The 25,067-nt window shown below is 51.3% G+C and carries 26 protein-coding genes; 9 read left to right on the plus strand and 17 right to left on the minus strand.

The genetic code is table 11. The features are described 5' to 3' along the window. Window positions 1-159: 159 nt before the first annotated feature. From cysK to crr, 4 genes are all read left to right on the plus strand, one after another. Window positions 160-1,131 carry a cysteine synthase A gene (cysK, locus tag KQJ19_RS01150; RefSeq protein WP_005121957.1) on the plus strand — a complete coding sequence of 324 codons (972 nt, stop codon included), beginning with the start codon at window positions 160-162 and terminating at the stop codon, window positions 1,129-1,131. A gap of 383 nt (window positions 1,132-1,514) precedes the next feature. Next, window positions 1,515-1,772 (plus strand): phosphocarrier protein Hpr, encoded by a 258-nt coding sequence (ptsH, locus tag KQJ19_RS01155; RefSeq protein ID WP_002913505.1) that lies wholly within the window; start codon window positions 1,515-1,517, stop codon window positions 1,770-1,772. A gap of 45 nt (window positions 1,773-1,817) precedes the next feature. Then, window positions 1,818-3,545, plus strand: coding sequence for a phosphoenolpyruvate-protein phosphotransferase PtsI (gene ptsI, locus KQJ19_RS01160; RefSeq protein WP_016153925.1), 1,728 nt, complete (start codon window positions 1,818-1,820; stop codon window positions 3,543-3,545). Between the two features lie 40 nt (window positions 3,546-3,585). After that, entirely contained in the window at window positions 3,586-4,095 is a 510-nt protein-coding gene (gene crr, locus KQJ19_RS01165) for a PTS glucose transporter subunit IIA (protein WP_000522253.1), read from the plus strand. Between the two features lie 76 nt (window positions 4,096-4,171). Here the strand turns inward: crr and KQJ19_RS01170 are convergent, their stop codons facing one another. Together KQJ19_RS01170 and pdxK are read right to left on the minus strand one after the other, a co-directional pair. Beyond that, window positions 4,172-4,411: a cytoplasmic protein gene (locus tag KQJ19_RS01170; RefSeq protein WP_216403260.1), complete on the minus strand. Its 240-nt coding sequence runs from the start codon at window positions 4,409-4,411 to the stop codon at window positions 4,172-4,174. Next, window positions 4,408-5,274, minus strand: a complete 867-nt coding sequence (gene pdxK / locus KQJ19_RS01175) for a pyridoxine/pyridoxal/pyridoxamine kinase (RefSeq protein WP_016153927.1) — start codon at window positions 5,272-5,274, stop codon at window positions 4,408-4,410. Before pdxK ends, KQJ19_RS01170 begins: the two co-directional genes overlap by 4 nt. An 82-nt stretch (window positions 5,275-5,356) precedes the next feature. Between pdxK and ptsJ the strand changes: the two genes are divergently transcribed. Next, window positions 5,357-6,649 (plus strand): transcriptional regulator PtsJ, encoded by a 1,293-nt coding sequence (gene ptsJ / locus KQJ19_RS01180; RefSeq protein WP_216403262.1) that lies wholly within the window; start codon window positions 5,357-5,359, stop codon window positions 6,647-6,649. 13 nt (window positions 6,650-6,662) lie between these two features. Continuing rightward, window positions 6,663-7,379 (plus strand): type 1 glutamine amidotransferase, encoded by a 717-nt coding sequence (locus KQJ19_RS01185; RefSeq protein ID WP_216403264.1) that lies wholly within the window; start codon window positions 6,663-6,665, stop codon window positions 7,377-7,379. A gap of 91 nt (window positions 7,380-7,470) precedes the next feature. Here KQJ19_RS01185 and cysM read toward each other — a convergent pair whose 3' ends face one another. The 7 genes from cysM to KQJ19_RS01220 form a co-directional block, all read right to left on the minus strand. Further along, window positions 7,471-8,382, minus strand: coding sequence for a cysteine synthase CysM (gene cysM, locus KQJ19_RS01190; RefSeq protein WP_016153930.1), 912 nt, complete (start codon window positions 8,380-8,382; stop codon window positions 7,471-7,473). A gap of 118 nt (window positions 8,383-8,500) precedes the next feature. Beyond that, window positions 8,501-9,598, minus strand: a complete 1,098-nt coding sequence (gene cysA, locus KQJ19_RS01195) for a sulfate/thiosulfate ABC transporter ATP-binding protein CysA (protein ID WP_016153931.1) — start codon at window positions 9,596-9,598, stop codon at window positions 8,501-8,503. Continuing rightward, on the minus strand, window positions 9,588-10,463 hold the full coding sequence (gene cysW, locus KQJ19_RS01200; protein ID WP_216403266.1) for a sulfate/thiosulfate ABC transporter permease CysW: 876 nt from the start codon (window positions 10,461-10,463) through the stop codon (window positions 9,588-9,590). Before cysW ends, cysA begins: the two co-directional genes overlap by 11 nt. Further along, window positions 10,463-11,296 (minus strand): sulfate/thiosulfate ABC transporter permease CysT, encoded by an 834-nt coding sequence (gene cysT, locus KQJ19_RS01205; protein WP_003038061.1) that lies wholly within the window; start codon window positions 11,294-11,296, stop codon window positions 10,463-10,465. The genes cysW and cysT overlap by 1 nt, the downstream gene beginning before the upstream one ends. Beyond that, window positions 11,297-12,313 (minus strand): sulfate ABC transporter substrate-binding protein, encoded by a 1,017-nt coding sequence (locus KQJ19_RS01210; RefSeq protein WP_216403268.1) that lies wholly within the window; start codon window positions 12,311-12,313, stop codon window positions 11,297-11,299. Window positions 12,314-12,469: 156 nt separating this feature from the next. Further along, window positions 12,470-13,261 carry an SDR family oxidoreductase UcpA gene (gene ucpA, locus KQJ19_RS01215; RefSeq protein WP_016153934.1) on the minus strand — a complete coding sequence of 264 codons (792 nt, stop codon included), beginning with the start codon at window positions 13,259-13,261 and terminating at the stop codon, window positions 12,470-12,472. A 174-nt stretch (window positions 13,262-13,435) separates the two neighbouring features. After that, a complete protein-coding gene (locus KQJ19_RS01220; RefSeq protein ID WP_016153935.1) occupies window positions 13,436-14,092 on the minus strand; it encodes an FCD domain-containing protein in 657 nt (218 codons plus the stop codon). 144 nt (window positions 14,093-14,236) lie between these two features. Between KQJ19_RS01220 and KQJ19_RS01225 the strand changes: the two genes are divergently transcribed. Beyond that, window positions 14,237-15,553 (plus strand): anaerobic C4-dicarboxylate transporter family protein, encoded by a 1,317-nt coding sequence (locus KQJ19_RS01225; RefSeq protein WP_016153936.1) that lies wholly within the window; start codon window positions 14,237-14,239, stop codon window positions 15,551-15,553. A gap of 121 nt (window positions 15,554-15,674) precedes the next feature. Here KQJ19_RS01225 and KQJ19_RS01230 read toward each other — a convergent pair whose 3' ends face one another. From KQJ19_RS01230 to KQJ19_RS01255, 6 genes are all read right to left on the minus strand, one after another. Further along, window positions 15,675-16,991: an anaerobic C4-dicarboxylate transporter family protein gene (locus tag KQJ19_RS01230; protein WP_016153937.1), complete on the minus strand. Its 1,317-nt coding sequence runs from the start codon at window positions 16,989-16,991 to the stop codon at window positions 15,675-15,677. A gap of 62 nt (window positions 16,992-17,053) precedes the next feature. After that, on the minus strand, window positions 17,054-18,430 hold the full coding sequence (argH, locus tag KQJ19_RS01235) for an argininosuccinate lyase (protein WP_141875476.1): 1,377 nt from the start codon (window positions 18,428-18,430) through the stop codon (window positions 17,054-17,056). A gap of 456 nt (window positions 18,431-18,886) precedes the next feature. Further along, a complete protein-coding gene (yfeX, locus tag KQJ19_RS01240; protein WP_016153939.1) occupies window positions 18,887-19,786 on the minus strand; it encodes a porphyrinogen peroxidase in 900 nt (299 codons plus the stop codon). Between the two features lie 94 nt (window positions 19,787-19,880). Continuing rightward, window positions 19,881-20,456, minus strand: coding sequence for an RpoE-regulated lipoprotein (locus KQJ19_RS01245; protein ID WP_016153940.1), 576 nt, complete (start codon window positions 20,454-20,456; stop codon window positions 19,881-19,883). A 59-nt stretch (window positions 20,457-20,515) separates the two neighbouring features. Continuing rightward, a complete protein-coding gene (locus tag KQJ19_RS01250) occupies window positions 20,516-20,965 on the minus strand; it encodes a DUF2919 domain-containing protein (RefSeq protein WP_216403269.1) in 450 nt (149 codons plus the stop codon). Then, window positions 20,952-21,377, minus strand: a complete 426-nt coding sequence (locus KQJ19_RS01255) for a GNAT family acetyltransferase (protein ID WP_047501622.1) — start codon at window positions 21,375-21,377, stop codon at window positions 20,952-20,954. Before KQJ19_RS01255 ends, KQJ19_RS01250 begins: the two co-directional genes overlap by 14 nt. A 211-nt stretch (window positions 21,378-21,588) precedes the next feature. Here KQJ19_RS01255 and amiA point away from each other — a divergent pair, with 211 nt between their 5' ends. Further along, window positions 21,589-22,458, plus strand: a complete 870-nt coding sequence (gene amiA, locus KQJ19_RS01260) for an N-acetylmuramoyl-L-alanine amidase AmiA (RefSeq protein WP_016153942.1) — start codon at window positions 21,589-21,591, stop codon at window positions 22,456-22,458. 2 nt (window positions 22,459-22,460) lie between these two features. Continuing rightward, window positions 22,461-23,360 (plus strand): oxygen-dependent coproporphyrinogen oxidase, encoded by a 900-nt coding sequence (hemF, locus tag KQJ19_RS01265; RefSeq protein ID WP_216403270.1) that lies wholly within the window; start codon window positions 22,461-22,463, stop codon window positions 23,358-23,360. A 67-nt stretch (window positions 23,361-23,427) separates the two neighbouring features. Here hemF and eutR read toward each other — a convergent pair whose 3' ends face one another. After that, window positions 23,428-24,480 carry an HTH-type transcriptional regulator EutR gene (gene eutR / locus KQJ19_RS01270; protein ID WP_019077354.1) on the minus strand — a complete coding sequence of 351 codons (1,053 nt, stop codon included), beginning with the start codon at window positions 24,478-24,480 and terminating at the stop codon, window positions 23,428-23,430. Between the two features lie 48 nt (window positions 24,481-24,528). Next, window positions 24,529-25,059: an ethanolamine utilization microcompartment protein EutK gene (gene eutK / locus KQJ19_RS01275; protein WP_016157100.1), complete on the minus strand. Its 531-nt coding sequence runs from the start codon at window positions 25,057-25,059 to the stop codon at window positions 24,529-24,531. Between the last annotated feature and the right edge of the window lie 8 nt (window positions 25,060-25,067).

Here is a 25,067-nt window from a genome sequence, read left to right on the forward strand (position 1 = left end):
AAAATGTGTAAAAGCGGGCTGGCTTATACCCGCTCTTATTCCATACTGCTACGCATTATTTCTCATCAGCATATAGATATGCGAATTCCTTACTTCCCCATACTTTCTCAACAGGTATGCTGAAGCGGTATCCCAATTTCATACAGTTAAGGACAGGCCATGAGTAAGATTTTTGAAGATAACTCGCTGACTATCGGTCATACGCCGCTGGTTCGACTGAACCGTATCGGTAACGGACGCATTCTGGCGAAGGTGGAATCACGCAACCCAAGCTTTAGCGTCAAATGCCGTATCGGTGCCAATATGATTTGGGATGCCGAAAAACGTGGTGTACTGAAACCTGGCGTTGAGCTGGTAGAACCGACCAGCGGCAACACGGGGATTGCGCTGGCCTACGTTGCCGCCGCCCGTGGTTACAAACTGACTCTGACCATGCCGGAAACCATGAGCATTGAGCGCCGCAAGCTCTTAAAAGCCCTGGGCGCGAACCTGGTGCTGACTGAAGGCGCAAAAGGTATGAAGGGCGCAATTCAGAAAGCGGAAGAAATCGTAGCCAGCGATCCGGAAAAATTCCTGCTGCTGCAGCAGTTCAGCAACCCGGCGAACCCGGAAATTCACGAAAAAACCACCGGCCCGGAAATCTGGGAAGATACCGATGGCCAGGTTGATGTCTTTATTTCCGGTGTCGGCACCGGCGGTACGCTAACTGGCGTGACCCGTTACATTAAAGGCACTAAAGGCAAAACCGATCTGATTACCGTCGCGGTAGAACCTACTGACTCCCCTGTTATCGCCCAGGCATTGGCGGGTGAAGAACTCAAACCTGGCCCGCATAAAATTCAGGGTATTGGCGCGGGCTTCATTCCTGGCAACCTTGATCTGAAGCTTATCGATAAAGTCGTTGCCATCACCAATGATGAAGCTATTTCTACCGCGCGCCGCCTGATGGAAGAAGAAGGTATTCTGGCAGGGATCTCTTCTGGCGCAGCCGTGGCTGCCGCGCTTAAGCTCCAGGAAGATGAATCCTTTACCAATAAGAATATTGTGGTTATCCTACCGTCATCGGGTGAGCGTTATCTGAGCACTGCACTGTTTGCCGATCTCTTCACAGAGAAAGAACTGCAACAGTAATGCCAGCATGTTAAAAACGCGTAAAAAAGCACCCTTTGGGGTGCTTTTTTGTGGCCTGCTTCAAATTTTCAACTCTCCTGGCATTGATTCAACCCGCCGGAACTGGTATTTAACCAAACTAATTATTTTGATGCGCGAAATTAATCGTTACAGGAAAAGCGCTAGCTGAATCGATTTTATGATTTGGTTCAACTCTTCCTTTCGCGGCATAATGTTTAATGACGAACGAAACGTCAGCGGCAAGAAGTTGCCAGCAACGGATTGCACCGAACTCCTTTTGTGTCGCGTCCAGTTTACGCCGATGCTAACAATACAGGCTAAAGTTGAACCGCCAGGCTAGACTTTAGTTCCACAACACTAAACCTATAAGTTGGGGAAATATAATGTTCCAGCAAGAAGTTACCATTACCGCTCCGAACGGTCTGCATACTCGCCCTGCTGCTCAGTTTGTTAAAGAAGCAAAAGGCTTTACTTCTGAAATTACTGTGACTTCCAACGGCAAAAGCGCTAGCGCCAAAAGCCTGTTTAAACTGCAGACTCTGGGCCTGACTCAGGGTACCGTTGTCACCCTGTCCGCAGAAGGTGAAGACGAGCAGAAAGCAGTTGAGCATCTGGTTAAACTGATGGCTGAACTCGAGTAAGTTCAACGAGTTCTTTTAAATATCAGTCACAAGTAAGGTAGGGTTATGATTTCAGGCATTTTAGCATCCCCGGGTATCGCTTTCGGTAAAGCATTGCTGCTGAAAGAAGACGAGATCGTCATTGACCGGAAAAAAATTTCTGCCGACAAGGTTGATCAGGAAGTTGAACGTTTTCTGAGCGGTCGTGCCAAGGCATCTGCGCAACTGGAAGCGATCAAAACCAAAGCTGGTGAAACGTTCGGTGAAGAAAAAGAAGCCATCTTTGAAGGGCATATCATGCTGCTCGAAGATGAGGAGCTGGAGCAGGAAATCATAGCCCTGATTAAAGATAAGCACATGACGGCTGATGCAGCTGCGCATGAAGTTATCGAAGGTCAGGCCACAGCCCTTGAAGAGCTGGATGATGAATACCTGAAAGAACGTGCGGCTGACGTACGTGACATCGGTAAACGCCTGCTGCGTAACATCCTGGGTCTGGCTATTATCGACCTGAGCGCTATTCAGGAAGAAGTTATCCTGGTAGCCGCAGACCTGACCCCGTCAGAAACCGCACAGCTGAACCTGAACAAGGTGCTGGGTTTCATCACCGACGCGGGCGGACGGACTTCCCATACTTCTATCATGGCGCGTTCTCTGGAACTGCCAGCCATCGTAGGTACGGGTAGCGTCACCTCTCAGGTTAAAAACGACGACTATCTGATTCTGGATGCCGTAAACAACCAGGTTTACGTCAATCCGACCAATGAAGTTATTGAGCAACTGCGCGCCGTTCAGGAGCAGGTTGCTACCGAAAAAGCGGAACTCGCTAAGCTGAAAGATCTCCCGGCTATCACGCTGGACGGACATCAGGTAGAAGTTTGCGCCAACATCGGTACCGTTCGTGACGTTGAAGGCGCTGAGCGTAATGGCGCCGAGGGTGTTGGTCTGTACCGCACCGAATTCCTGTTCATGGACCGTGAATCGCTGCCGACTGAAGAAGAACAGTTTGCTGCGTATAAAGCCGTTGCTGAAGCCTGTGGCTCTCAGGCGGTGATCGTCCGTACCATGGACATCGGCGGCGATAAAGAGCTGCCGTACATGAACTTCCCGAAAGAAGAGAACCCGTTCCTGGGCTGGCGTGCCGTACGTATCGCCATGGATCGTAAAGAGATCCTGCGGGATCAGGTTCGCGCTATCCTGCGCGCCTCTGCTTTCGGCAAACTGCGCATCATGTTCCCAATGATCATCTCTGTTGAAGAAGTGCGCGCACTACGCAAAGAGATCGAAATCTACAAACAGGAACTGCGCGACGAAGGTAAAGCATTTGACGAAAGCATTGAGATTGGCGTGATGGTGGAAACACCGGCAGCGGCAACAATTGCGCGTCATTTAGCCAAAGAAGTTGATTTCTTTAGTATCGGCACCAATGATTTAACGCAGTACACCCTGGCAGTTGACCGTGGTAATGATATGATTTCACACCTTTACCAACCGATGTCGCCATCTGTGCTGACGCTGATCAAGCAAGTTATTGATGCTTCTCATGCGGAAGGCAAATGGACTGGCATGTGTGGTGAGCTTGCAGGCGACGAACGTGCTACACTTCTGTTGCTGGGGATGGGTCTGGACGAATTCTCTATGAGCGCCATTTCTATCCCGCGCATTAAGAAGATTATCCGTAACACGAACTTCGAAGATGCGAAGGTGTTAGCAGAGCAGGCTCTTGCTCAACCGACAACGGACGAGTTAATGACGCTGGTTAACAAGTTCATTGAAGAAAAAACAATCTGCTAATCCACGAGATGCGGCCCAATTTACTGCTTAGGAGAAGATCATGGGTTTGTTCGATAAACTGAAATCTCTGGTTTCTGATGATAAGAAAGACACCGGAACTATTGAGATTGTTGCTCCGCTCTCTGGCGAGATCGTCAACATCGAAGACGTGCCGGATGTAGTTTTTGCTGAAAAAATCGTTGGTGATGGCATCGCTATCAAACCAACCGGTAACAAAATGGTCGCCCCTGTTGATGGCACCATCGGCAAAATCTTTGAAACCAACCACGCTTTCTCTATCGAATCCGACAGCGGCATTGAGCTGTTTGTTCACTTCGGTATTGATACCGTTGAACTGAAAGGCGAAGGCTTTAAGCGCATCGCTGAAGAAGGTCAGCGCGTTAAAGTGGGCGACCCGGTTATTGAATTCGATCTGCCGCTGCTGGAAGAAAAAGCCAAGTCTACCCTGACTCCGGTTGTTATCTCCAACATGGACGAAATCAAAGAGCTGATCAAACTGTCCGGTAGCGTGACAGTGGGTGAAACTCCGGTTATCCGCATCAAGAAGTAATTCTTGCTGCAGAGAAGAATGGCGCCTGATGGCGCCATTTTTTTATCTGGCAGACCTCAAAATCTGCCGGATAACGCTAAATTTGTGAGATGACCGGTCGGTAACACGCCTCGCGCATCAGGATTTTCATCCCTTCCGGCCCGCTTTCCAGCATCCGTCGCTCCGAATCCGCCACTAACAGTTCACAATTGTAGCCACCCGCGATGCCAAACATGGCCCGCGCCACACAGATATCTTCCAGCGCCGTTGCCCCGCTGGTGTCAAAATGTCCAACCATACGCCCATTCTGGCGAACCACCAGCCGGTAACTCTTCATCGCGCCTCCCCTGCCGGTGGCAGAATTAACTCATCACAACCGCACAGATTGGTCCATTTCATCACTTCCAGTACGCGCTGTGCTGCATCGTGCGTCGCGGTTGTCAGCGCTTTACCCAGCACAATACCGCTCACCAGTTCAGCACAAAACAGATCGCCAGTTCCCTTCAGATCCGTTTTAACCCGTGGATGAGCGAACACCTCAACCGTTTCAGCCGTCACTACCGCCACGTTAATAATATCTTCGCTATCCCCCGGCGCGCTGGTGATCACCACCCATTTCAGCGTTTCGGTAAGCAGCGATTGCGCCGCCGTGATGGCTTCATCAAGCGTACGACACGGCTTTCCGCTCAGCATTTGCAGTTCAAACACGTTCGGCGTCAGTCCCTGAGCCAGCGGTAGCAGGTGCTGACGGTAGGCCTGCGGAATTTCAGCTTTTACATACATACCGCTGTCCGTATCGCCAATCACCGGGTCGACCAAAATGCACACTGTCGGATGCGTAGCCCGCACCGTTTCCAGCCACTGTGCTAACAGAGCGATTTGCTCTGCACTGCCCATATAGCCTGTAGTCACCGCCTTCAGCTCGCGTAAAGCATCACGCTCATTCAAGGCGCGGAGATACCCGCTAAACCAGTCGGCCGGAATAACGCCGCCGTAAAATGTTTCATAATGCGGGGTATTACTGAACAGCACCGTAGGCACTGCCGTCACGCGTAATCCCTGCGCTTTAATGGCCGGAACGGCGATGCTGTTGCCTACGCTGCCATAAACCACCTGTGACTGGACGGCGACGATATCGGTCTGTAACGCCCGATGCTTGTCGCCGAAGAGCACTGACTGAATATCACTCCCCTGCTCCATAAATTTCTCCTCTCGCTGGACAGCGGGCTTACGCCTCACTATTATCGTCATATGCTAAAATTCATTTTGTCATAGGTCAATAATGATCGACGGAAAAACCGCTAACGAAATTTTTGACAGTATTCGTCAACATGTCGCTACAGGCACGTTGGCGGCAGGAGAAACGTTGCCGCCGGTGCGTGAACTGGCAACAGCATTGAACGTTAACCGTAATACTGTCGCGGCGGCTTATAAACGCCTGGTCACCTCCGGGCTGGCACAAAGCCAGGGACGTAACGGCACGGTAATCAAGGGGATTTCAGCCCCCGTTGCGCTGGAAGGCGGCAATCCGGATACCGCGCTTATCGATCTTTCCGGCGGTAATCCAGCCCCCGCGCGTCTTCCCGACCTCAGCCGTTATTTCGCGCAAATAAATAAGAATCCTCGTTTGTACGGTGATGCCGCTGTATCACCCGGCCTTAAGGCGTGGGCCGCGCAATGGATGCAAGATGCGATGCCAGCCACGGGAGAAATTGATATCACCAGCGGCGCCATTGATGCCATTGAGCGCCTACTGTGCGCCCATTTACTGCCTGGCGACAGCGTTGTGGTAGAAGATCCATGCTTTTTGAGCAGCATCAACATGCTACGTTATGCCGGATTCTCCGCCAGTCCGGTCAACGTTGACAGCGAAGGCATGCAGCCAGACATGCTGGAAATCGCGCTACAGAAAGGTGCGCGGGCGGTGATTCTGACGCCGCGCGCCCATAATCCGACAGGATGCAGTCTGAGCGCATCCCGCGCGACGCAATTGCAGGAAATCCTGGCCCGCTATCCGCAGACGCTGGTGATCGTCGACGACCACTTTGCGCTGCTGTCCGCATGCCGTTGGTATCCGGTGATTGCGAAGGAAACCACGCACTGGGCGATTGTTCGCTCAATGTCGAAAACTTTAGGCCCGGATTTACGCCTGGCCATCGTCGCCAGCGATCCACTCACTTCCGCGAAACTGCGTTTACGGCTCAACGCCGGCAGTCAGTGGGTCAGCCATCTGCTGCAGGATCTGGCCTGCGCCTGCCTGAGTGACGAGACATATCAACACACGCTGGCGCAAACTCAGCAGTTTTACGCCGCCCAGCAGCAAAAGCTGGCAGCGGCTCTGCGGCTTCATGGCATTACGCTGCCCGACAGCGACGGTCTTAATCTGTGGCTGCCGCTAGAAGATAACAGCCAGGCGATCGCTTTTGCGCTGGCAAAGTCCGGCTGGCTGGTACGTGAAGGCGAAGTGTTTGGCGTCAATACGCCTACGCATGGCTTGCGCATTACACTGTCAACATTAGCAGACAGCGACATTGATAAGCTGGCGACTGATATCCATCAGGCGCTAAAGCGCTAACAGGAGAGGAAAAGTGCGAGTTCATTTTGTTATTCATGAGTCTTTCGAATCTGCTGGCGCGTACCTGCCGTGGGCCGAATCACGCGGCTATACTATCAGTTGGTCGCGCGTTTACGCCGGAGAAACTGTTCCCGCTAATGCCGATGGCTTCGATATGCTGGTGGTATTTGGTGGGCCGCAGTCACCCCGCACCACGCTCGCAGAGTGCCCATACTTTGACTCTCAGGCAGAGCAACATCTGATAAACCAGGCGATTGCGGCACGTAAAATCGTGGTGGGGATCTGTTTGGGGTCGCAGTTAATCGGCGAAGCACTGGGCGCGAAGGTGTGCCAAAGCCCGGAAAAAGAGATTGGTCACTATCCGATCGCCCTGACCGAGGCAGGCCAACAGCATCCGTTGTTCAGCCATTTCGGCTCACCGCTCAACGTGGGTCACTGGCACAATGACATGCCGGGATTAACCGACCTGGCGACAATTCTTGCCACAAGCGAGGGATGTCCGCGACAAATCGTGCAATACGGTAATTTCGTCTATGGTTTTCAGTGCCATATGGAGTTTACCGCCGAGGCGGTCGAAGGATTAATTCAGCACTCTGAGCAAGAACTGGCCGAAGCGAAAGGGAAACGCTTTATTCGCGCTGTTGAAGAGATGCGCACCTGGGATTACCAGCAGATGAATGAGACGCTGTGGCAATTCCTTGATAAGTTGGTAGAAAAACGTAACGATTGAACAGTGCGGGCCGGAGAAGACGCTTTGCGTCGTCATCCGGCGATCCTGCCGTACGGTTGCCTGCTAGCGCTACGCTTATCAGGCCGACAAATTAAATACCTAATCCCTGGCTGAAATGCTCTTCGCCAAAGACCCCGGTGGAAAGGTAGCGATCGCCGCGATCGCAGATGATCGCCACCACCACCGCCCCCGGTGTCGCGCGCGCCACGCGTAACGCGCCCGCAACCGCACCGCCAGAACTCACCCCGCAAAAAATCCCTTCGCGAACGGCCAGTTCACGCATGGTGTTTTCCGCATCGTTCTGATGAATATCCAGCACCTCATCCACCAGCGAGGCGTTGAAAATGCCCGGCATATATTCCGCTGGCCAGCGACGAATGCCCGGAATACTACTGCCTTCTTCCGGCTGCAGGCCAACGATGGTGACGGGTTTGTCCTGTTCACGCAGAAAACGCGATACGCCGGTAATGGTGCCTGTCGTCCCCATGCTGGAGACAAAATGGGTAATACGTCCTGACGTCTGCTGCCAGATTTCGGGTCCGGTAGTCGTGTAGTGCGCATACGGGTTATCAGGATTATTAAACTGATCAAGAAGTTTACCTTCTCCGCGCTGCGCCATCTCAAGGGCTAAATCACGCGCCCCTTCCATCCCCTGCTCTTTGGTCACCAGAACCAGTTCAGCCCCGTAAGCACGCATCGCCGCACGTCGCTCCTGGCTCATGTTGTCTGGCATCAGGAGCTTCATGCGGTAGCCTTTCAGCGCGGCAATCATCGCCAGCGCAATCCCCGTATTACCGCTGGTGGCCTCAATCAGCACGTCGCCTGGCTGAATTTCCCCGCGCTTTTCCGCTTCAACGATCATCGACAACGCCGCGCGGTCTTTCACTGAACCTGCGGGATTATTGCCTTCCAGCTTGACCCAAATTTCACTGCCGTTATCCGCCGTCAGACGTTGTAATTTTACCAGAGGCGTATTGCCAATTGTTTGTTCTAATGTGTTCACGTTTTCAGCTCAATAAAATGCCGGATGGCGCTGCGCTTACCCGGCTTACAGGTCATGCACCACCCGTTAAGCCCGGTAAGCGCAGCGCCACCGGATGATAACTATACGAATTAACCTATCAGGCACTTTGCGCCAGGGCAAGTTCCTCTTCACGCGTTTCAATACGCTGGTCGCCATTATACAAACGCGCATTTTGCAGCCCAACAAACAGACGTTCGCCGCGGTTCGGGGAATCATCGCCCTGCATAATCACCGTCAGCGGTTCGTTATACCACCCCAAGGGTTGCACAACTAATTGGGTGTAGTGTCCTTTCGGGCTGGCTTCCAGCACCTGTACCGGCAACGGCGAATCCAGACTGGTACGACGGCTGACGTCCACTTCCCACGGACGCAGGAACAGATCTACCGGACCCTGATAGCCAGGCGTATAGCCCAACGGCCAGCGATGTGCGCCCACGTGGAATTGTCCACCGCGAATCGTCCCTTGCAGGCGGTTAACTTCACCCATAAATTCCAGGACAAAACGGGTAGCCGGTTCGCGCCATACCTGATCGGGCGCATCGGCCTGCTCGATATGACCCTGGCTCATTACCACCACGCGGTCTGCGACTTCCGTCGCTTCTTCCTGATCGTGGGTAACAAACACGCTGGTGAACTTCAGCTCTTCATGCAACTGACGCAGCCAGCGACGCAGTTCTTTACGCACCTGAGCATCGAGCGCGCCAAACGGCTCGTCGAGCAACAAGATCTGCGGCTCTACCGCCAGCGCACGCGCCAACGCCACGCGCTGCTTTTGCCCCCCGGAAAGCTGTGCCGGGAAACGGTCCGCCAGATGAGCCAGTTGAACCATCTCCAGCAGTTTGGTCACTTTTGCTTTGATCGTCGCCGCATTAGGGCGCTCCCGCCGTGGCAGAACAGTCAGACCAAAAGCGATATTGTCGAAAACAGTCATATGACGAAACAGCGCATAGTGCTGAAACACGAACCCCACCTTACGGTCGCGGGCGTGCAAACGACTGACGTCAGTGCCGTGGAAACGGATATGCCCACTGGACTGATGCTCCAGCCCGGCGATGATGCGCAGCAGCGTGGTTTTGCCCGATCCGGAAGGCCCCAACAGAGCGACCATCTGACCTGAAGGAATATCCAGCGAGATATCGTTCAGCACCTGGGTGCGACCAAAAGACTTCTTAATATTGGCAATCTCAATGCTCATGATTTTCCTCCTGCTGCGCGCGTTTCTCCTGGTTTTCCAGGCGCCATTGCAACATGCTCTTCAAAAACAGGGTAATAATCGCCATCAGCGTTAATAGCGCCGCGGCGGTAAAGGAGCCGACTGTGTTGTAGTCCTGCTCCAGTAATTCAATCTGTAACGGCAAAGACAAGGTTTCACCGCGAATCGAGCCAGAAACCACCGATACCGCACCGAACTCGCCAATCGCACGGGCGTTGGTCAGCACCACGCCGTACAGCAATGCCCAACGGATATTCGGCAGCGTAACGCGACGGAACATTTGCCAGCCGGATGCGCCAAGCAGAACCGCCGCCTCATCTTCATGGCTGCCCTGGCTTAACATCACCGGCACCAGTTCGCGCACCACAAACGGACAGGTCACGAACACCGTCACCAGCACCATTCCCGGCCAGGCAAACATAATTTGCAGGTTGTGTTCATCCAGCCATCCGCCAAGCGGGCCGTTAGAGCCGTAAAACAGCAGATAGACCAGGCCAGCGACCACTGGTGAAACGGCAAATGGAATATCCAGTAATGTGAGCAACAACTGGCGTCCAGGGAAGTTAAAGCGGGTCACCAGCCAGGCCAGTAACACGCCAAACACCAGGTTCACCGGCACCGCAATCAGCGCAATCAGCACCGTCAGCCAGATGGCGTGCAGCATGTCCGGATCAGCCAGGTTGTGTAATACCGGCATCAACCCCTTGCTGAACGCCTGCACGAAGATGTAAATCATCGGCACCAGCAAAATAAAGGCGGATACCAGCATGCCCGAGCCGATCAGAAACCATTTCCCCCAGTTGATGCGGGGTGCGCCATAACGTTTCAATTGGGTAATGTCTGCCATCAGTGACCTACCACGCGTCGACCAAAGCGACTTTGCAGGGTGTTAATTGAAAACAGCAGCAGCAACGAAGCCCCGAGGATCACAGATGCAATCGCGCTGGCGGCCGGGTAGTCAAACTCCTGCAAACGAACAAAAATCATCAGCGAGGTCACTTCCGTTTTCCATGCGATGTTTCCGGCGATAAAGATAACCGCGCCAAACTCACCGAGGCTGCGGGTAAACGAGAGCGCAACGCCCGCGACTAGCGCGGGAGACAGCTCCGGCAGTACCACTTTACGAAAGCTCTGCCAGCGCGTAGCGCCGAGCGTTTCCGCCGCTTCTTCATACTCCGGACCTAACTCTTCCAGCACCGGCTGCACGGTACGCACCACGAATGGAATGCTGGTAAAAGCCATCGCCACCGCAATGCCAAGCCAGGTGTAAGTCACTTTAATATCCAGCTTCGCCAGCCACTCGCCGTAGAAACCGTTGACCGAAAACAGCGATGCCAGCGTCAGACCTGCTACCGCCGTAGGCAGCGCAAACGGCAGATCCATCAGCGCATCCAGCAGCGTACGGCCCGGAAAGCGATAGCGGGTTAAGATCCACGCCATCAGCAAACCAAACACGCCGTTAAAAATCGACGCCACAAACGCCGACAGCAGCGTCACTTTATAAGCCGCCACCACCTGCGGGTTGGTAATCACATCCCAGTATTGCGCCCAGCTCATTTGCGCCAATTGCATCACCAGCGCGCTAAGCGGCAGCAGCAAAATCAGGCAGACAAACAGTAAGCTGGTGCCCAAACTTAAGGTAAAGCCGGGCAGCACGCGTCGGGAAGAAACAGCAAACATTTACTTACGCCCCGCCGCCAACAGTTTGTCCAACTCACCGCCGCTGACAAAGTGCGTTTTCATTACCTCAGGCCACGAGCCAAACCTGTCTTCCACGCGGAAAAGTTCGGTCTGCGGGAATTTATCCTGCAGTTTGTCCATCACCTGCGGATTATTCACGCGGTAGTAGAAATCGGTAATGATGGCTTGCGCCTGCGGGCTGTACAGCCAGTTCAGGTACGCTTTTGCCGCTTTTTCAGTACCGTTAGCCTGCACATTTTTATCTACCCAGGCCACCGGGAACTCCGCCAGAATGTTGACCTTCGGCACCACCACTTCGAAGCCCTGGTCTTCATACTGTTTACGGATGTTGTTCACTTCTGATTCAAAGGTGATCAGCACATCGCCCAGGCCGCGTTCCACGAATGTGGTGGTTGCCCCGCGACCGCCGGTATCAAACACTTCCACGTTTTTCAGAAACTGGGTCATGAACTGTTCAGTTTTGGCTTTATCCCCACCATCCGCTTTATCTGCCGCACCCCACGCAGCCAGATAGGTATAACGCGCGTTACCGGAGGTTTTCGGATTCGGGAAAATCAGTTTCACGTCCGGGCGAACCAGGTCGTTCCATTCGTGGATATTCTTCGGGTTACCCTTACGCACCAAAAACGCCATGGTGGAATAGAATGGCGAACTGTTATTCGGCAGACGACTTTGCCAGTCGGCTGGGATCAGCTTGCCTTTGTCATGCAGGATCTGCACATCGGTCACCTGGTTATAGGTCACCACATCGGCTTTCAGCCCCTGCAGAATCGCCAGCGCCTGTTTTGATGACCCGGCATGAGATTGTTTAATCGTCAGTTTGTCACCGCCGTTATCCTTCGCCCATTGCTGTTCAAACGGCGGGTTAAGGGCGGCAAACAGCTCGCGAGAGACATCGTATGAACTGTTCAGCAGGTCCGTTGCCTGCGCCTGACCCACCAGCAACAGCATTGCTGCCAGCGTCAGGGTTCTTTTTTTCAGTAAGTTAACGGCCATTGCGCACCCTTATAAATTTAATGACTTTCTTATGGTCATCATATTTATAACCAGTGCTAAAGGAGTAACGGTTTTATATACCGTTTGATGATTTGAAAGTTGAAAAGAGAATAAGGGTACCTCCTCCCCAGCGCACGGGGAGGAGACCGGCATCAATCAGACGCCGACGCTAACGCTTTCAGGCAGGGTGCTGCCGCCATCAATCACGTTTTGCGTGCCAGTCAAGTAACTGGACTCATCCGACGCCAGGAATGCCGCCAGTTCACCAACCTCAAGTGGGCAGGCCAAGCGGCGCATCGGGATCGCTTTTGCCATTTCGACTAATACGGATTCAGGATCCTCCGGATTAGACTGACGAGCGATATTTTCCGCCATCGGCGTACGAACGTAGCCCGGGCAAATAGCATTAACGCGAATGCCGGACTGCGCGTATTCCACCGCCAGAGATTTGGTCAAACCGATGATTGCGGCTTTCGACAGCGCGTAGGCCGTTTCGCCCGGATCGGCAACCATATCGCCGGTCACAGAGGACATCATTACGATGCGCCCGTCTTTGCGCGCAATCATCTCCGGCAGAACGGCTTTCGTCACGTTCCAGACGCCTTTAATGTTGATATCAATGTGGAAATCGCGATCTTCATCGCTCATATCAAGGAAGTTGCCGAGGCGACATACGCCCGCATTGTTGACCAGAATATCGATTTTGCCTTCAATCTTCTTCGCGCGTTTTACCGCTTCCGTGACCGACGCAAAATCTCTGACGTCAGCGTGTACGGCGGTGCAACGGTGCCCGCGCCCAGCCAACTCATCCGCCAGTTTTTCAATCTCATCGGAGATATCCAGCAGGATTAGGTTCGCGCCATGGCGGGCAAATGTTCTGGCGATCCCTTCGCCAATACCCTGAGATGCGCCCGTAATCAATGCTGTTTTGCCCGTGAGTTTTCCCATTTCAATATTCTCCTTTTGAATATGAAGCATTCGCTTCATTCACGCAGAAGATACAGCAATAACAAATAAGTGCTGAGGAATAGCTCACTAAATCAGGTTAATCTCAGGTAAAAAAAATCCCCGGCGTTGCGGGGACCCAACGGTAAACATGCTCTGACCAGATTAACAGAAGACTTACAGCCGTTTTTCCAGCAAATGTGCTCTCATCAACTCCGATGCCATCTGCGCATCCCCTTTTTTAATATGAAGCAGTATTTCCCTCTGTTTTGCCGCCGTATCAAGAAAATACTGACGATCGTTCGCAGGTAACGACTCCCTTGTTTTCTCAAAATAAGTAATGAGGACATCAGAGAAAACCTGCAGCACCCGGTTGCCACTCGCCTGTAGCAAGAGCAAATGAAAATCTCTATCGTGACGATCGGCCACCTGGGGGTTATCCGCATTCTCTTCAATAAGCCTTAGCTCATTTTCAAGTTTGGAGAGCATCGCCGGAAAAATTCTACGCGTTGCCAGAGGGATAATCGCGCACTCAATCAGGATCCTTGCCTCTGTAAATTCTGTGATATCAAACCCAGACAAATCAAACTGCATTAACAACTGGTGATTTATGTTGTGCTGTTCCAAATTCTTCAAGACGCTGCCACGACGAGGAGATCGTTCCAACATTCCCATCTGTACCAGTGTGCTAAGCGCCTGACGAACTTTATATCTTGATGTATTAAAACGAACGGCAAGCTCAGTTTCAGTTTCAATGCGACCATCAGCATTGCGGTTAGCATCATCAAGCAGATAATTTTTAATACTTTCAAACAGTTCGTTTTTGTTATCCATAAACACTCTCGGATTAAAGTGCTGCAAAACTGATGAGTATAAATAATCTAATAAGTTAGATTGCTTAATATACTGTTATGGTAAGATTATAGCCCCTATTATTCAAATTATACCAAGCCATTTGTTAATAAAAAGGAATTAATTATGGTGTTATTCGTAACTCAGTTTGCGATAGTACTTATATGTATCGGTATAGGTGGGCGTTTTGGTGGGATTGGCCTGGGGGCTGCTGGCGGGTTAGGACTCGCTATCCTGACTTTTGGTTTTGGACTCCCTCCCGACTCACCTCCTTTCACTGTTATTTCTATTATCCTTGCGGTTATCACTTGCATCACAATCCTCCAGGCGGCTGGCGGGCTTGATTTATTCGTTACGATGGCAGAACGGATCCTCAGAAAGTGGCCGGGCGCGATCACTTTCCTCGGCCCCGCAGTCGCTTACCTTTTTACTGCTATCTGCGGAACAGGATATGTTGCCTTTTCGGTTTATCCAGTCATTGCTGAAATTGCAGCAGATGCCAGAGTACGGCCAGAGAGAGCCATGTCGATGTCAGTAATCGCTGCCAATTTTGGGCTTATTGCCAGCCCGGTCAGTGCGGTCGTTACAGGGACAATTGCTGTCCTTGCTGGATTACATGTCTCTGCTTTAGATATCTTGTTAGTCACCGTTCCCGGAACGTTCCTTGGCTGCGTTGTCGGCTGCCTGTTCGTCTTTAAAAGAGGTCATGAGCTTAAAAATGATCCGGAATTCCAACGCAGGGTTGCTGAAGGTGAGTTTGAATCAGTAAAAGCTGAAGAGCGAACAGCCAATATAGTGACAAAAGAGGCGAAGAGAGGATTGCTGATTTTCCTTACCGGTATCATTCTGGTCGTACTTATGGGTTCAATTCCTGAATTACGTCCTGAGTGGAATAACGGTACCGGAATGGAGCGTATGAGTATCCCTACCACGCTGCAAATAGTTATGCTGACAACAGCATGTATTATTATGATGGTATGTCGAATTTCTCCGTCAAAACTCGATTCAGGTTCTGTTTTTAAAGCTGGTCTTGTGGGTGTTGTCGCCATATTTGGTCTGTCATGGATGATGAACTCCTTTTTTGAGGCATGGCACGAATTATTTAACACGGCTTTCCACGGTTTTCAGAATCCAGTCTTGTTCGGCATTATTGTTTTTGGTCTTTCAGCCGTAATTTATAGCCCCGCAGCGACTGCTGTAGCGCTACTCCCCGCTGGCGTGTTAATGGGATATCCGGCAGAAACCCTGGTCGCCCTGCTCCCGCTGACTTGTGGATCATTCATTATTCCAGGGGGGGCACAGATTGGCTGTGTGGCGTTTGATCGTACCGGGACAACTCGAATTGGCAAGTATGTGGTTAATCACAGCTACATGCTACCTGGTCTTGTCACCGTTGTAGCATCAACTCTTTTTTGCTTCCTTTTTTCCAAAATGCTGATGTAGTGAGAGAGCAATTTAATTGTGGTAAACCTTTTCTTCATGGCATCCCCCCCGAATGAATTCAGAGAGGATGCCTGTTACTCACTTCTGAATAGCGCCACTGCAATTTTCCATAGAATGTACTTTACAGAACAACCTGAGCAATGAGATAAGCAAAAATTACCTGAGAGATAACCATCACAAAGCCCGGACGAATATAGCTATGGTTGACAACAAAGCGTCCAATCTTTGTGGTACCTGTTCGATCAAATGCAACACAGCCGATTTGATTTGCTCCAGGTATAATAAAGTCACCACAGGTACAAGCAAAAATAGCGATAAGAAACGGGGCGGGAATACCTAAAGTAACACCGAGTGGCATGATGGCAGCTACCGTCGCCGCCGGGCTCATAATGACCAGCGAGAACAAGAATACAACCACACCAAATAGCATTGGTGCATCATTGACAATGCCACCAAAAACCTTAATCAGTTCTGGCTGATAGGCATCAAAAAACGTCGCCGTCATCCATGAAACACCGAGTATTGCTACCACTCCCATCAAACCTGCACGGAAGACTGAGCCGCTATTCAAGGTACTACTTGGTACTTTACTGACAATCATAATAAACAAAGCGGCTGTCAACATGACCATCTGAATAACCATTGGGGTTGACAGTCTTTTTCCATCCCAGGAAGGGAGTAACTCAGTAAAAGAACCTAAAATAAGTACCAGTACCACACCAATCGCAAAGATAACGACACCTTTTTTAGCGCCAGCTGAAGCAACAAATTCTTTTTTCTGCTCTGTATGCATGAACTCATATTCGCCAGCAGCAACTCTCCTCTGGAATTCCGGATCATCCTCCAGCTCTTTTCCGCGTTTATAAACTGAAAAGCTGGTAACAATAGCTGCCATAAAGAATGATGGGAGAGCAATCGTCAGTATTTGCCCAAGGCTAATCCCGGCATATTCATGCAGAATAGCCAGCATCCCCGCGGTTGCCGCACTCATCGGACTGGCAGCAACCGCGACACTGGCCGCAATAACCGTTGCGGACAACGCTCGCTCCGGACGGACCTTTGCTTCAGCAGCAACTTCAGCGACAACCGGATACAAAGAGAAAGCAACGTAAGTAGTCCCACAGAATAGCGTAAATATGGAAGTTAATATGGGGGCAACAAAAGTAATTGCCTGTGGTTTTTTACGGAGTAATTTTTCAGCCACGCGCACCAGATAATCAAGCCCACCAGCGGCCTGTAATACGCTGACAGCGCCAATCACACAAATAATAATTAGCATTGCAGTAATAGATGGTGCGGAGGGTTTTAGTCCAAAACCCAGAACTAATATTGCAACACCAAGTCCTCCACCAGCACCCAGCCCCATTCCGCCATAACGTCCGCCTATACCAATACAGGCGAGTACAATAAATAATTGTATAAAAAATAAAGCATCCATTTTTCACCTCAAAGCGTCTCCCGGATATTGCATCCGGGAGATATTAATTACTATGCTCGGGATTAGTTTAAATATGATTTAGCAATTTCGATCTGTTTTTTAACAGCATCAGTCCCTGTACCACCATAAGACATTCTTGATTTAATACATGCTTCGAGAGATATACTCTCATAAATATCATTTTCGATTTTATCATCAAATGAGTGGAATTCATCCAGAGTAAGCTCTTCCAACATTTTTCTATGTTTTATACAGTAATTAACAGCACTGCCAACAATATGGTGAGCTTCTCTAAAAGGAATGCCTTTACGAACCAGGTAGTCAGCCATATCGGTTGCGTTTGAAAATCCTCTTGCCGCTGCGCTACGAGTATTATCTGAAAGAATAACCATTTTTTCGAGCATCGGCGCCATAATTTTCAGACTGGTCTGTAAGGTATCCATAGAGTCATAGACCTGCTCTTTATCCTCACTCATATCAGTATTATAGGCCAGAGGGATACCTTTCATAATGGTCAACATCGCCATTAGATTTCCGTACATACGCCCCCCTTTACCGCGCATTTTTTCAGCCACGTCGGGGTTTTTCTTCTGTGGCATGATGCTGGAACCGGTACAGAAATCATCTGAAAGCTCAATAAATTTAAAATCCTGACTTGAGAATAAAACCAGTTCTTCTGACAAACGGGTAAGATGCATAAAGCACATAGCAGCGGCGGCAGTGAATTCAACCATATGGTCACGATCGCTGACAGAATCAATACTGTTTTCAGTCGGTTTGTCAAAGCCAAGCTCTTTAGCCGTGAAATCACGATCAATGGGGAAAGTAGTACCGGCAAGGGCTGCTGAACCTAAAGGGCATTCCCCCATGCGTTGATAAAGGTCTGCAAAACGAGTCCAGTCACGGCGTAACATCCAATAATATGCCATTATCCAGTGCGACAGCAGAATAGGCTGACCGGTCTGTAAATGAGTATAGCCAGGCATGATCGCATTAATGTTATTTTCAGCCTTGCTGATAATAACTTTTTGTAGATGAACGATATCCTGCTGAATTTCACGAATAGTCGATCTCATGTGCATTTTCGAATCGACAGTCGTCTGGTCATTACGACTGCGGCCGGTATGTAGCTTCCCGCCTACAGGACCAATTATTTCTGTCATACGTCTTTCTATCGCCATATGAATATCTTCATCAACGGTATCAAAAACGAATTGCCCGTCCTCAATCTCTTTATTAACTTGCCTTAACCCGCCAATAATCGCATTCGCTTCATCCTGCGTGATAATCCCCTGACGGCCCAGCATAGTGGCGTGAGCAATACTCCCCTGAATATCAAAAGGGCAGAGACGTTGTTCCAGCATAATTGTCGCATTATAAGATTCGACCAGTTTATTTGTAGGCATATCAAAACGCCCACCCCATAATTTTGTAGACATAAAACCTCCAATGACCCTTTGTTGCAAAATGGTTAAATATAAATTCCGTTATTTTTCGGTCATTTTCAGATTACAAGACAGTCATTTTAATTGTCAACAAATGAAGGCATTAAATCAATTTATAGCGAAATTAATTACACTTATTATTTATTTTGTTTTCATAAATTGCATTAAAAAACCTGATCTTCCTCACATTTAAATTGTGATTTAATTCAGATATATTCAGAATTTTTAAAGTAATAAATTGGTATTAATAGTTTATTAATTCCAAATAATTCCATTTAATACCGTTGTCATAACCGAGAAACTGGCAGGTAAATAATAATGAACGTGGGAGGTGATTTTTCAGGATGAGCGTCAACGCGAGTGCATCATCAGCATGGCGGACGTTGGGTGATTCGGGGGAGAGCTATATTGTGCCAGATGGCGGCATCAGCGCCATCTGGCATCAAAAAATTACAGGGCCAGCAAACGATCCAGCGATGGCGCGAAATAATAGCCGCCGGTCACCGGTTTAGTGAAACGCAGCATCGCATCGCGCTTGCCGTCAGTGTCGCCAAACATGCTCAGCAGTTGCTGCTCGATGTTGTGCAAACGGGCGCAATAGGCACAGAAATAGAGGCCGTGCGTACCGCTGGCGGTGCCGTATGGCAGGCTCTGGCGCACAATTTTCAGTCCTTTACCGTCTTCTTTGAGATCGACGCGGCTCAGGTGAGAAGTAACCGGACGGTCATCACCGTCGATCTCTTCGTTGGCTTCCTTGGTACGCCCAATCATCATTTCCTGGTCATGAATGCTCATGCGGTTAAGCTGCTTCAGGTTATGTTCCCAACGCTGCACAAACACATAGCTGCCACCAGCATCCACGCCATCTTTAATAACCGCGACTTCACGGCGCGTTTCAACGCCTGCCGGGTTTTCCGTTCCGTCAACAAAGCCGCTGAGATCGCGCTCTTCAACCCAACGGAAACCGTGGATCTCTTCTTTGACTTCAATACAGTCGCCAAACGCTTCCATTGCCGCCTGTGCAACGGAGAAATTCACGTCATGACGCAAAGAGAGAATATGAATCAACACATCATACTGGGTGGCTGGGGCAAGACCTTTACCGTAAGGGATAAAGTCTTTTAACTCTTCTGCGCCAACGCCGCCGCTCAGTGTACGCCAGGTGTTATTGCCAAAAGCAACAACCGCGCCCAGATGCGCATCCGGGAACTTCGCTTCAAAGGTCGCCAGCTTATCGGCGAAGGTTTTGCTGGCCCCACGCAGGGCCTCAACGTCGCCTTTAACATTGGCTTCAATCCAAATCGCCGCACGGCAATGTTCTGGCAAAATGCCACTCTGAACCTGAGACATTGTTCCTCCTGAAAAAAAAGATGCCACGACATCGTGGCATTGATGGGCGCTATTCTACCTGTTTTTTTAACAAGCCGATTTGTTCAGACGCAAATTAACGCCGCCAGATAATTTTGCTTACTTTCCATGCTTTCAACGTATCGTCAGACGGCATTAAGCCCTCAGGCCCGCTCCACTCACCGGAAAAGACGTAGCTAATATGTTGACTTCCTTCAGCTTTGCATTCAACGCCCGCGCTGTCATCGCCAGTCGCCTTCTGACAATTACCAAAGGCTTTAGTGTAAAGGTCGCTAAACGGTGTACCGATTTCGACACCCGCAGAAGAGGGAATATCGCTGTCGACTACATCAATACGGCTAATCGTTCCCTGATTGCCATTGATGACCATTGCCAGCTTGTCATCTTTCATCGCTTCATAAAAGCGCACCACATTACCGTTATCGGTCTTCATCCCGCTACGCAGGCGGTAATCACCGTCCAGCGCATCAGCAATGGTTTTTTCATCCAGCGGCGTAGCGCCAGTTAACGCTCCGACGCCCTGCTCAGTGACCTGCGTTGAAGAACCAAACCAGTTCCACGGATTGGCGGCAGACCAGTTCACCGATGACAACGTTGAACACCCGGTCAATAGCAGCGGCATCGCGCATAAAGTCAAACGCAGTGATTTCATTTCACTTCCTTCCTTATTTATCAACGTTGCTTGGAGTCCGGTTTCGCCAAAAAGTGCCGTTATTCTTTCTCGAGGGAAAAACAGGCGCGCAGACGTTGATTAGTTAACAGCCAGATCAGCGCAACGACATCCGCCACCAGCAGCGCCAGCCCGACGCCGTTGACCGGATCGCCTGCCAGCCACATCACCGGCTGCCAGCACAGCAGCACCAGTTGAGCGAGGATCAGTAACCCGCGCAGCCAGCGCCATAACACAGGAAACGCAAAGCGTCGCCCGCTGAGTAAAAATGCCAATACCGCAGGAACGCCGGAAAGCAAACCCAGCCAGAAAGCGTCGTGATCGGGATAAAACAGATTCAGCAGCGCGTTGCCCTGCTCACGGGAAGAACCGGCAATCACAAACAGAACCCAGGTGCGCGCCTGCAGCAGCAGCACGCACCAGAAGAGAAAAGGCAGGCGCAGACGCCCATGAGCGTCATAGTCGGCCGGATGAAACTCAGTACTCTTCATCTTCGATCAAACGCTTGCCCAGATTGAGTACATCCGCATGTTCATAGCCCAGACGTTCATACATACCCTGTACGACGTCATTATCGTCACGCACCATGATTTGAATCTTCGGACAACCGCGGGCAATGAGCTTTTTCTCCAGCCGGTTGAGCAGCGCATTGGCAATGCCGCGACCGCGAAACTCAGGATGTACGCCCAGGTAATAGGCCGAGCCGCGATGCCCGTCATATCCTCCCATCACCGTACCGACCACCTCGCCATTCACTTCAGCGACCAGGAACAAGCTGACGTCATGATTGAGTTTACGCTCAATGTCCATTTCAGGGTCGTTCCATGGACGCAGCAAATCACAGCGCTCCCAGAGGGTGATCACCTCTTCGAAATCTTCCTGGCGAAAAACGCGTATTTCCATGGTATTGGTTACCTTTTCAGGACGTTAAAAAGCGATTATGGCGCGAACGGCTGATTTAGCCAATATCTGACGCGAAGCGGCGGAAAAAATGGCATAATACGGAATTGTCACGTATTGAAATGAAAAGTAAAACAATTCTTATCCCGATCCGTCGCAACGGACAACGCGATACGATATAACGTTTAGAACCTTTTTTTACAACTCAGGCCGTATGAGCACTTTTAAACCACTAAAAACACTCACATCGCGCCGCCAGGTGTTGAAAGCCGGGCTGGCCGCCCTAACGCTGTCAGGCATGTCGCAAGCCATCGCTAAAGAAGAAGCGCTTAAGACCAGCAATGGACACAGCAAACCGAAAGCGAAAAAAGCCGGCGCTAAGCGCGTTGTTGTCCTTGATCCGGGTCACGGAGGGATTGATACCGGCGCAATTGGTCGCAATGGGTCGAAGGAAAAGCACGTGGTACTGGCGATTGCCAAAAACGTGCGCTCGATTCTACGCAACCAGGGGATTGATGCGCGCCTGACGCGCTCCGGCGATACATTTATTCCGCTTTACGATCGCGTCGAGATCGCACATAAGCATGGCGCGGACCTGTTCATGTCGATCCACGCCGATGGTTTTACCAATCCGAGCGCTGCAGGTGCGTCGGTCTTTGCGTTGTCCAATCGCGGTGCCAGTAGCGCCATGGCGAAGTATCTGTCCGATCGTGAAAACCGGGCCGATGAAGTGGCCGGGAAGAAGACCACCGATAAAGACCATTTGCTGCAGCAGGTGCTGTTCGATCTGGTGCAAACGGATACCATTAAAAACAGCCTGACGTTAGGCTCGCATATTCTCAAGAAGATCAAGCCGGTACATCGTCTTCACAGTCGCAGCACGGAACAAGCCGCCTTCGTGGTGCTAAAATCACCATCAATTCCGTCGGTACTGGTCGAAACCTCGTTCATTACCAACCCGGAAGAAGAACGTCTGCTGGGCACGGCGGCATTTCGCCAGAAAATCGCCACCGCTATCGCCAATGGCATCATCAGCTATTTCCACTGGTTTGATAACCAGAAAGCACACTCGAAGAAACGTTAACCATGAAGCCCGATGCACAGCGCGTAAAACAGTTCCTGCTCAGCCTGCAAGATGATATTTGCCAGCAGTTATCCGCCGTAGACGGCGCCGAGTTTGTTGAGGATAACTGGCAGCGTGAAGCAGGCGGCGGCGGGCGCAGCCGGGTGCTACGTAACGGCGGTATTTTCGAGCAAGCGGGCGTCAACTTCTCCCACGTTCACGGCGAGGCAATGCCGGCCTCGGCTACCGCACATCGCCCCGAGCTTGCGGGACGCAGCTTTGAGGCCATGGGCGTCTCGCTGGTGGTACATCCGCAGAATCCCTACATTCCGACCAGTCACGCCAACGTGCGATTTTTTATCGCGGAAAAACCGGGCACTGACCCGGTCTGGTGGTTTGGCGGCGGCTTTGACTTAACGCCCTACTACGGCTTTGATGAGGATGCGGTTCACTGGCACCGCACGGCGCGAGATCTGTGCCAGCCGTTCGGCGAAGACGTTTATCCCCGTTACAAGAAGTGGTGCGATGACTACTTCTTCCTCAAGCATCGCAACGAACAGCGCGGCATTGGCGGGCTGTTTTTCGATGATTTGAATACGCCGGATTTCGACCACAGCTTCGCCTTTATGCAGGCGGTAGGTCAAGGCTTTACCGAAGCGTATCTGCCCATCGTTGAGCGCCGCAAAGCAATGAGCTGGGGCGAACGTGAACGCAATTTTCAGCTTTACCGTCGCGGACGCTATGTGGAATTTAACCTGGTGTGGGATCGCGGCACGTTATTCGGTCTGCAGACCGGCGGCCGTACGGAATCGATTCTGATGTCGATGCCGCCGCTGGTGCGCTGGGAGTATGACTGGCAGCCGGAAGCGAACAGCCCGGAAGCCGCCCTTAGCGAGTTTATTCAGGTTCGCGACTGGGTGTAACCCCAGACAATACCAGCCCCCAGGCCGGATAAAACGCATTTGCGTCGCATCCGGCACATTCATCGCATCATGCCCACTGGCGCATGCGCTGATGCAGCGTCAATGAAGGTTTTTCCGCAAACAGCTGCTGGTAGTCGGTGGCAAACTGCCCTAAATGCCAGAATCCCCACTGCATGGCGGCGTCTTTCACCGTCGTACTCTGCGACCACGGGCTTATCAGCTCGCGACGTACGGCGTTCAGGCGAATGCGTTTTAACCAGGCATTCGGACCGATACCAAGGATCGCGTGAAAGGCGTTTTGCAACGTCCGGCGGCTGACGTGCAGTTGATTACACAGATCGAGCACGGTCAGCGGTTCTGACATATTTTCCAGCACATATTCACGCGCACGCGACAGCAGGCGACGATAGCTCTGATGGCTGATGCTCTCAGCCGTGATAATCGGCTGCGCTTCTTCCAGCATAGTGCCCATCGCCAGCAGCAGGTTATCGCCCAGCACTTTGCGTACCGCAGGTTGATGGAGGTTTTCCGGATTTTCGCTAAACGTCGCCAGCGCCTGCTGCACAAAGCCCCATAACGCGGCTTTGTGTTGTTCTTTCACTTCCAGCGCCGACTGGTTGCGCAGCATATGCAGCACTCTTTCCGGGTTATGCAGGAAGTTGGCCTGACGGGCAATCGCCTCTTCCGAAATGACGACGCCCAGAATGGTGTAATCATCCGGCGTACTCAGTTCAAACTCTGTCCCGCCAGGGCGGGTGGCAATTTCAGCGTTCCCCAGACACTGGGTGCCAATAAATCCCTGTTCGCCGCGCGTGGCCGGAATACCAAACCAGAAAGAGTTCGGCCAGACAAGACACGACTGACGCAACGCCAGTCCGGTGTATTCACGGAACACCTGAATATCATCGAGCAGGATTTCCGTGAACTCGCCATGAAATTTTCCCGGATGTAACTGGTCGTAGATCTGCTGCCATGCGGTAATCGTCAGCGCATGCTCATACACATCCGTTGTTCGCCGCTGGTGAACGTTGTCCACCTCCACTTTCGGCGTAAGTTTAACGTCTTCGGGTAATGCTTCATGATAAAGATGGTGCAGGTTTGCAGTACGGTTCTTTTTCATGATCTTTTAAGCCGGAAGCTTCAACGAAGCCCCCGGCCCTCCGACAGGTTAATTTTTTAAGCGATAGCGACTACTGCGTTTACGCAACGCTCCGTCAGAAAAGAGCTGTTCCAGCGCCTTTCTGGCTTCATCAAGTGACCAGCCAAAGTGGGCAGCCACTTCCCCTGCCGTCATTCCTTGACGGACCGATGCCAACAGCGTCAGAAGTTGATCAGAGGATTCAGGCGTCAACGGGGCGTCCTGCGTCTTCTGCGTTTTTACATCTGTTTTCACTTCTGGCTTCTGTTCTGGTTTCTTCGGCTGGCGCTTAAAACCGCCGATCAGCCACTGGGTATCATCGTCCGGTCGGCCGATTTCCTTACGGCTGATAACACGGCCTGTACGCGCAGCAGCGGCGCTGCCGGCATCCAGCGCTGCGCGGCACGCCGCCAGATCGCCTTCCACCACCAGCGTCAACCGGCCAGGATCGAGCACTTCGTGGCTAAGCAGGCGCACGTTCGCGGCTTTCAGCATGGCATCCGCCGCATCCACGGCAGCGACCATGCCATCCACTTCCAGTAATCCCAGTGCATTGATCATCACAACCT

The organism is Citrobacter sp. S46_ASV_140, from assembly GCF_018919545.1.
GTDB lineage: Bacteria > Pseudomonadota > Gammaproteobacteria > Enterobacterales > Enterobacteriaceae > Citrobacter > Citrobacter braakii.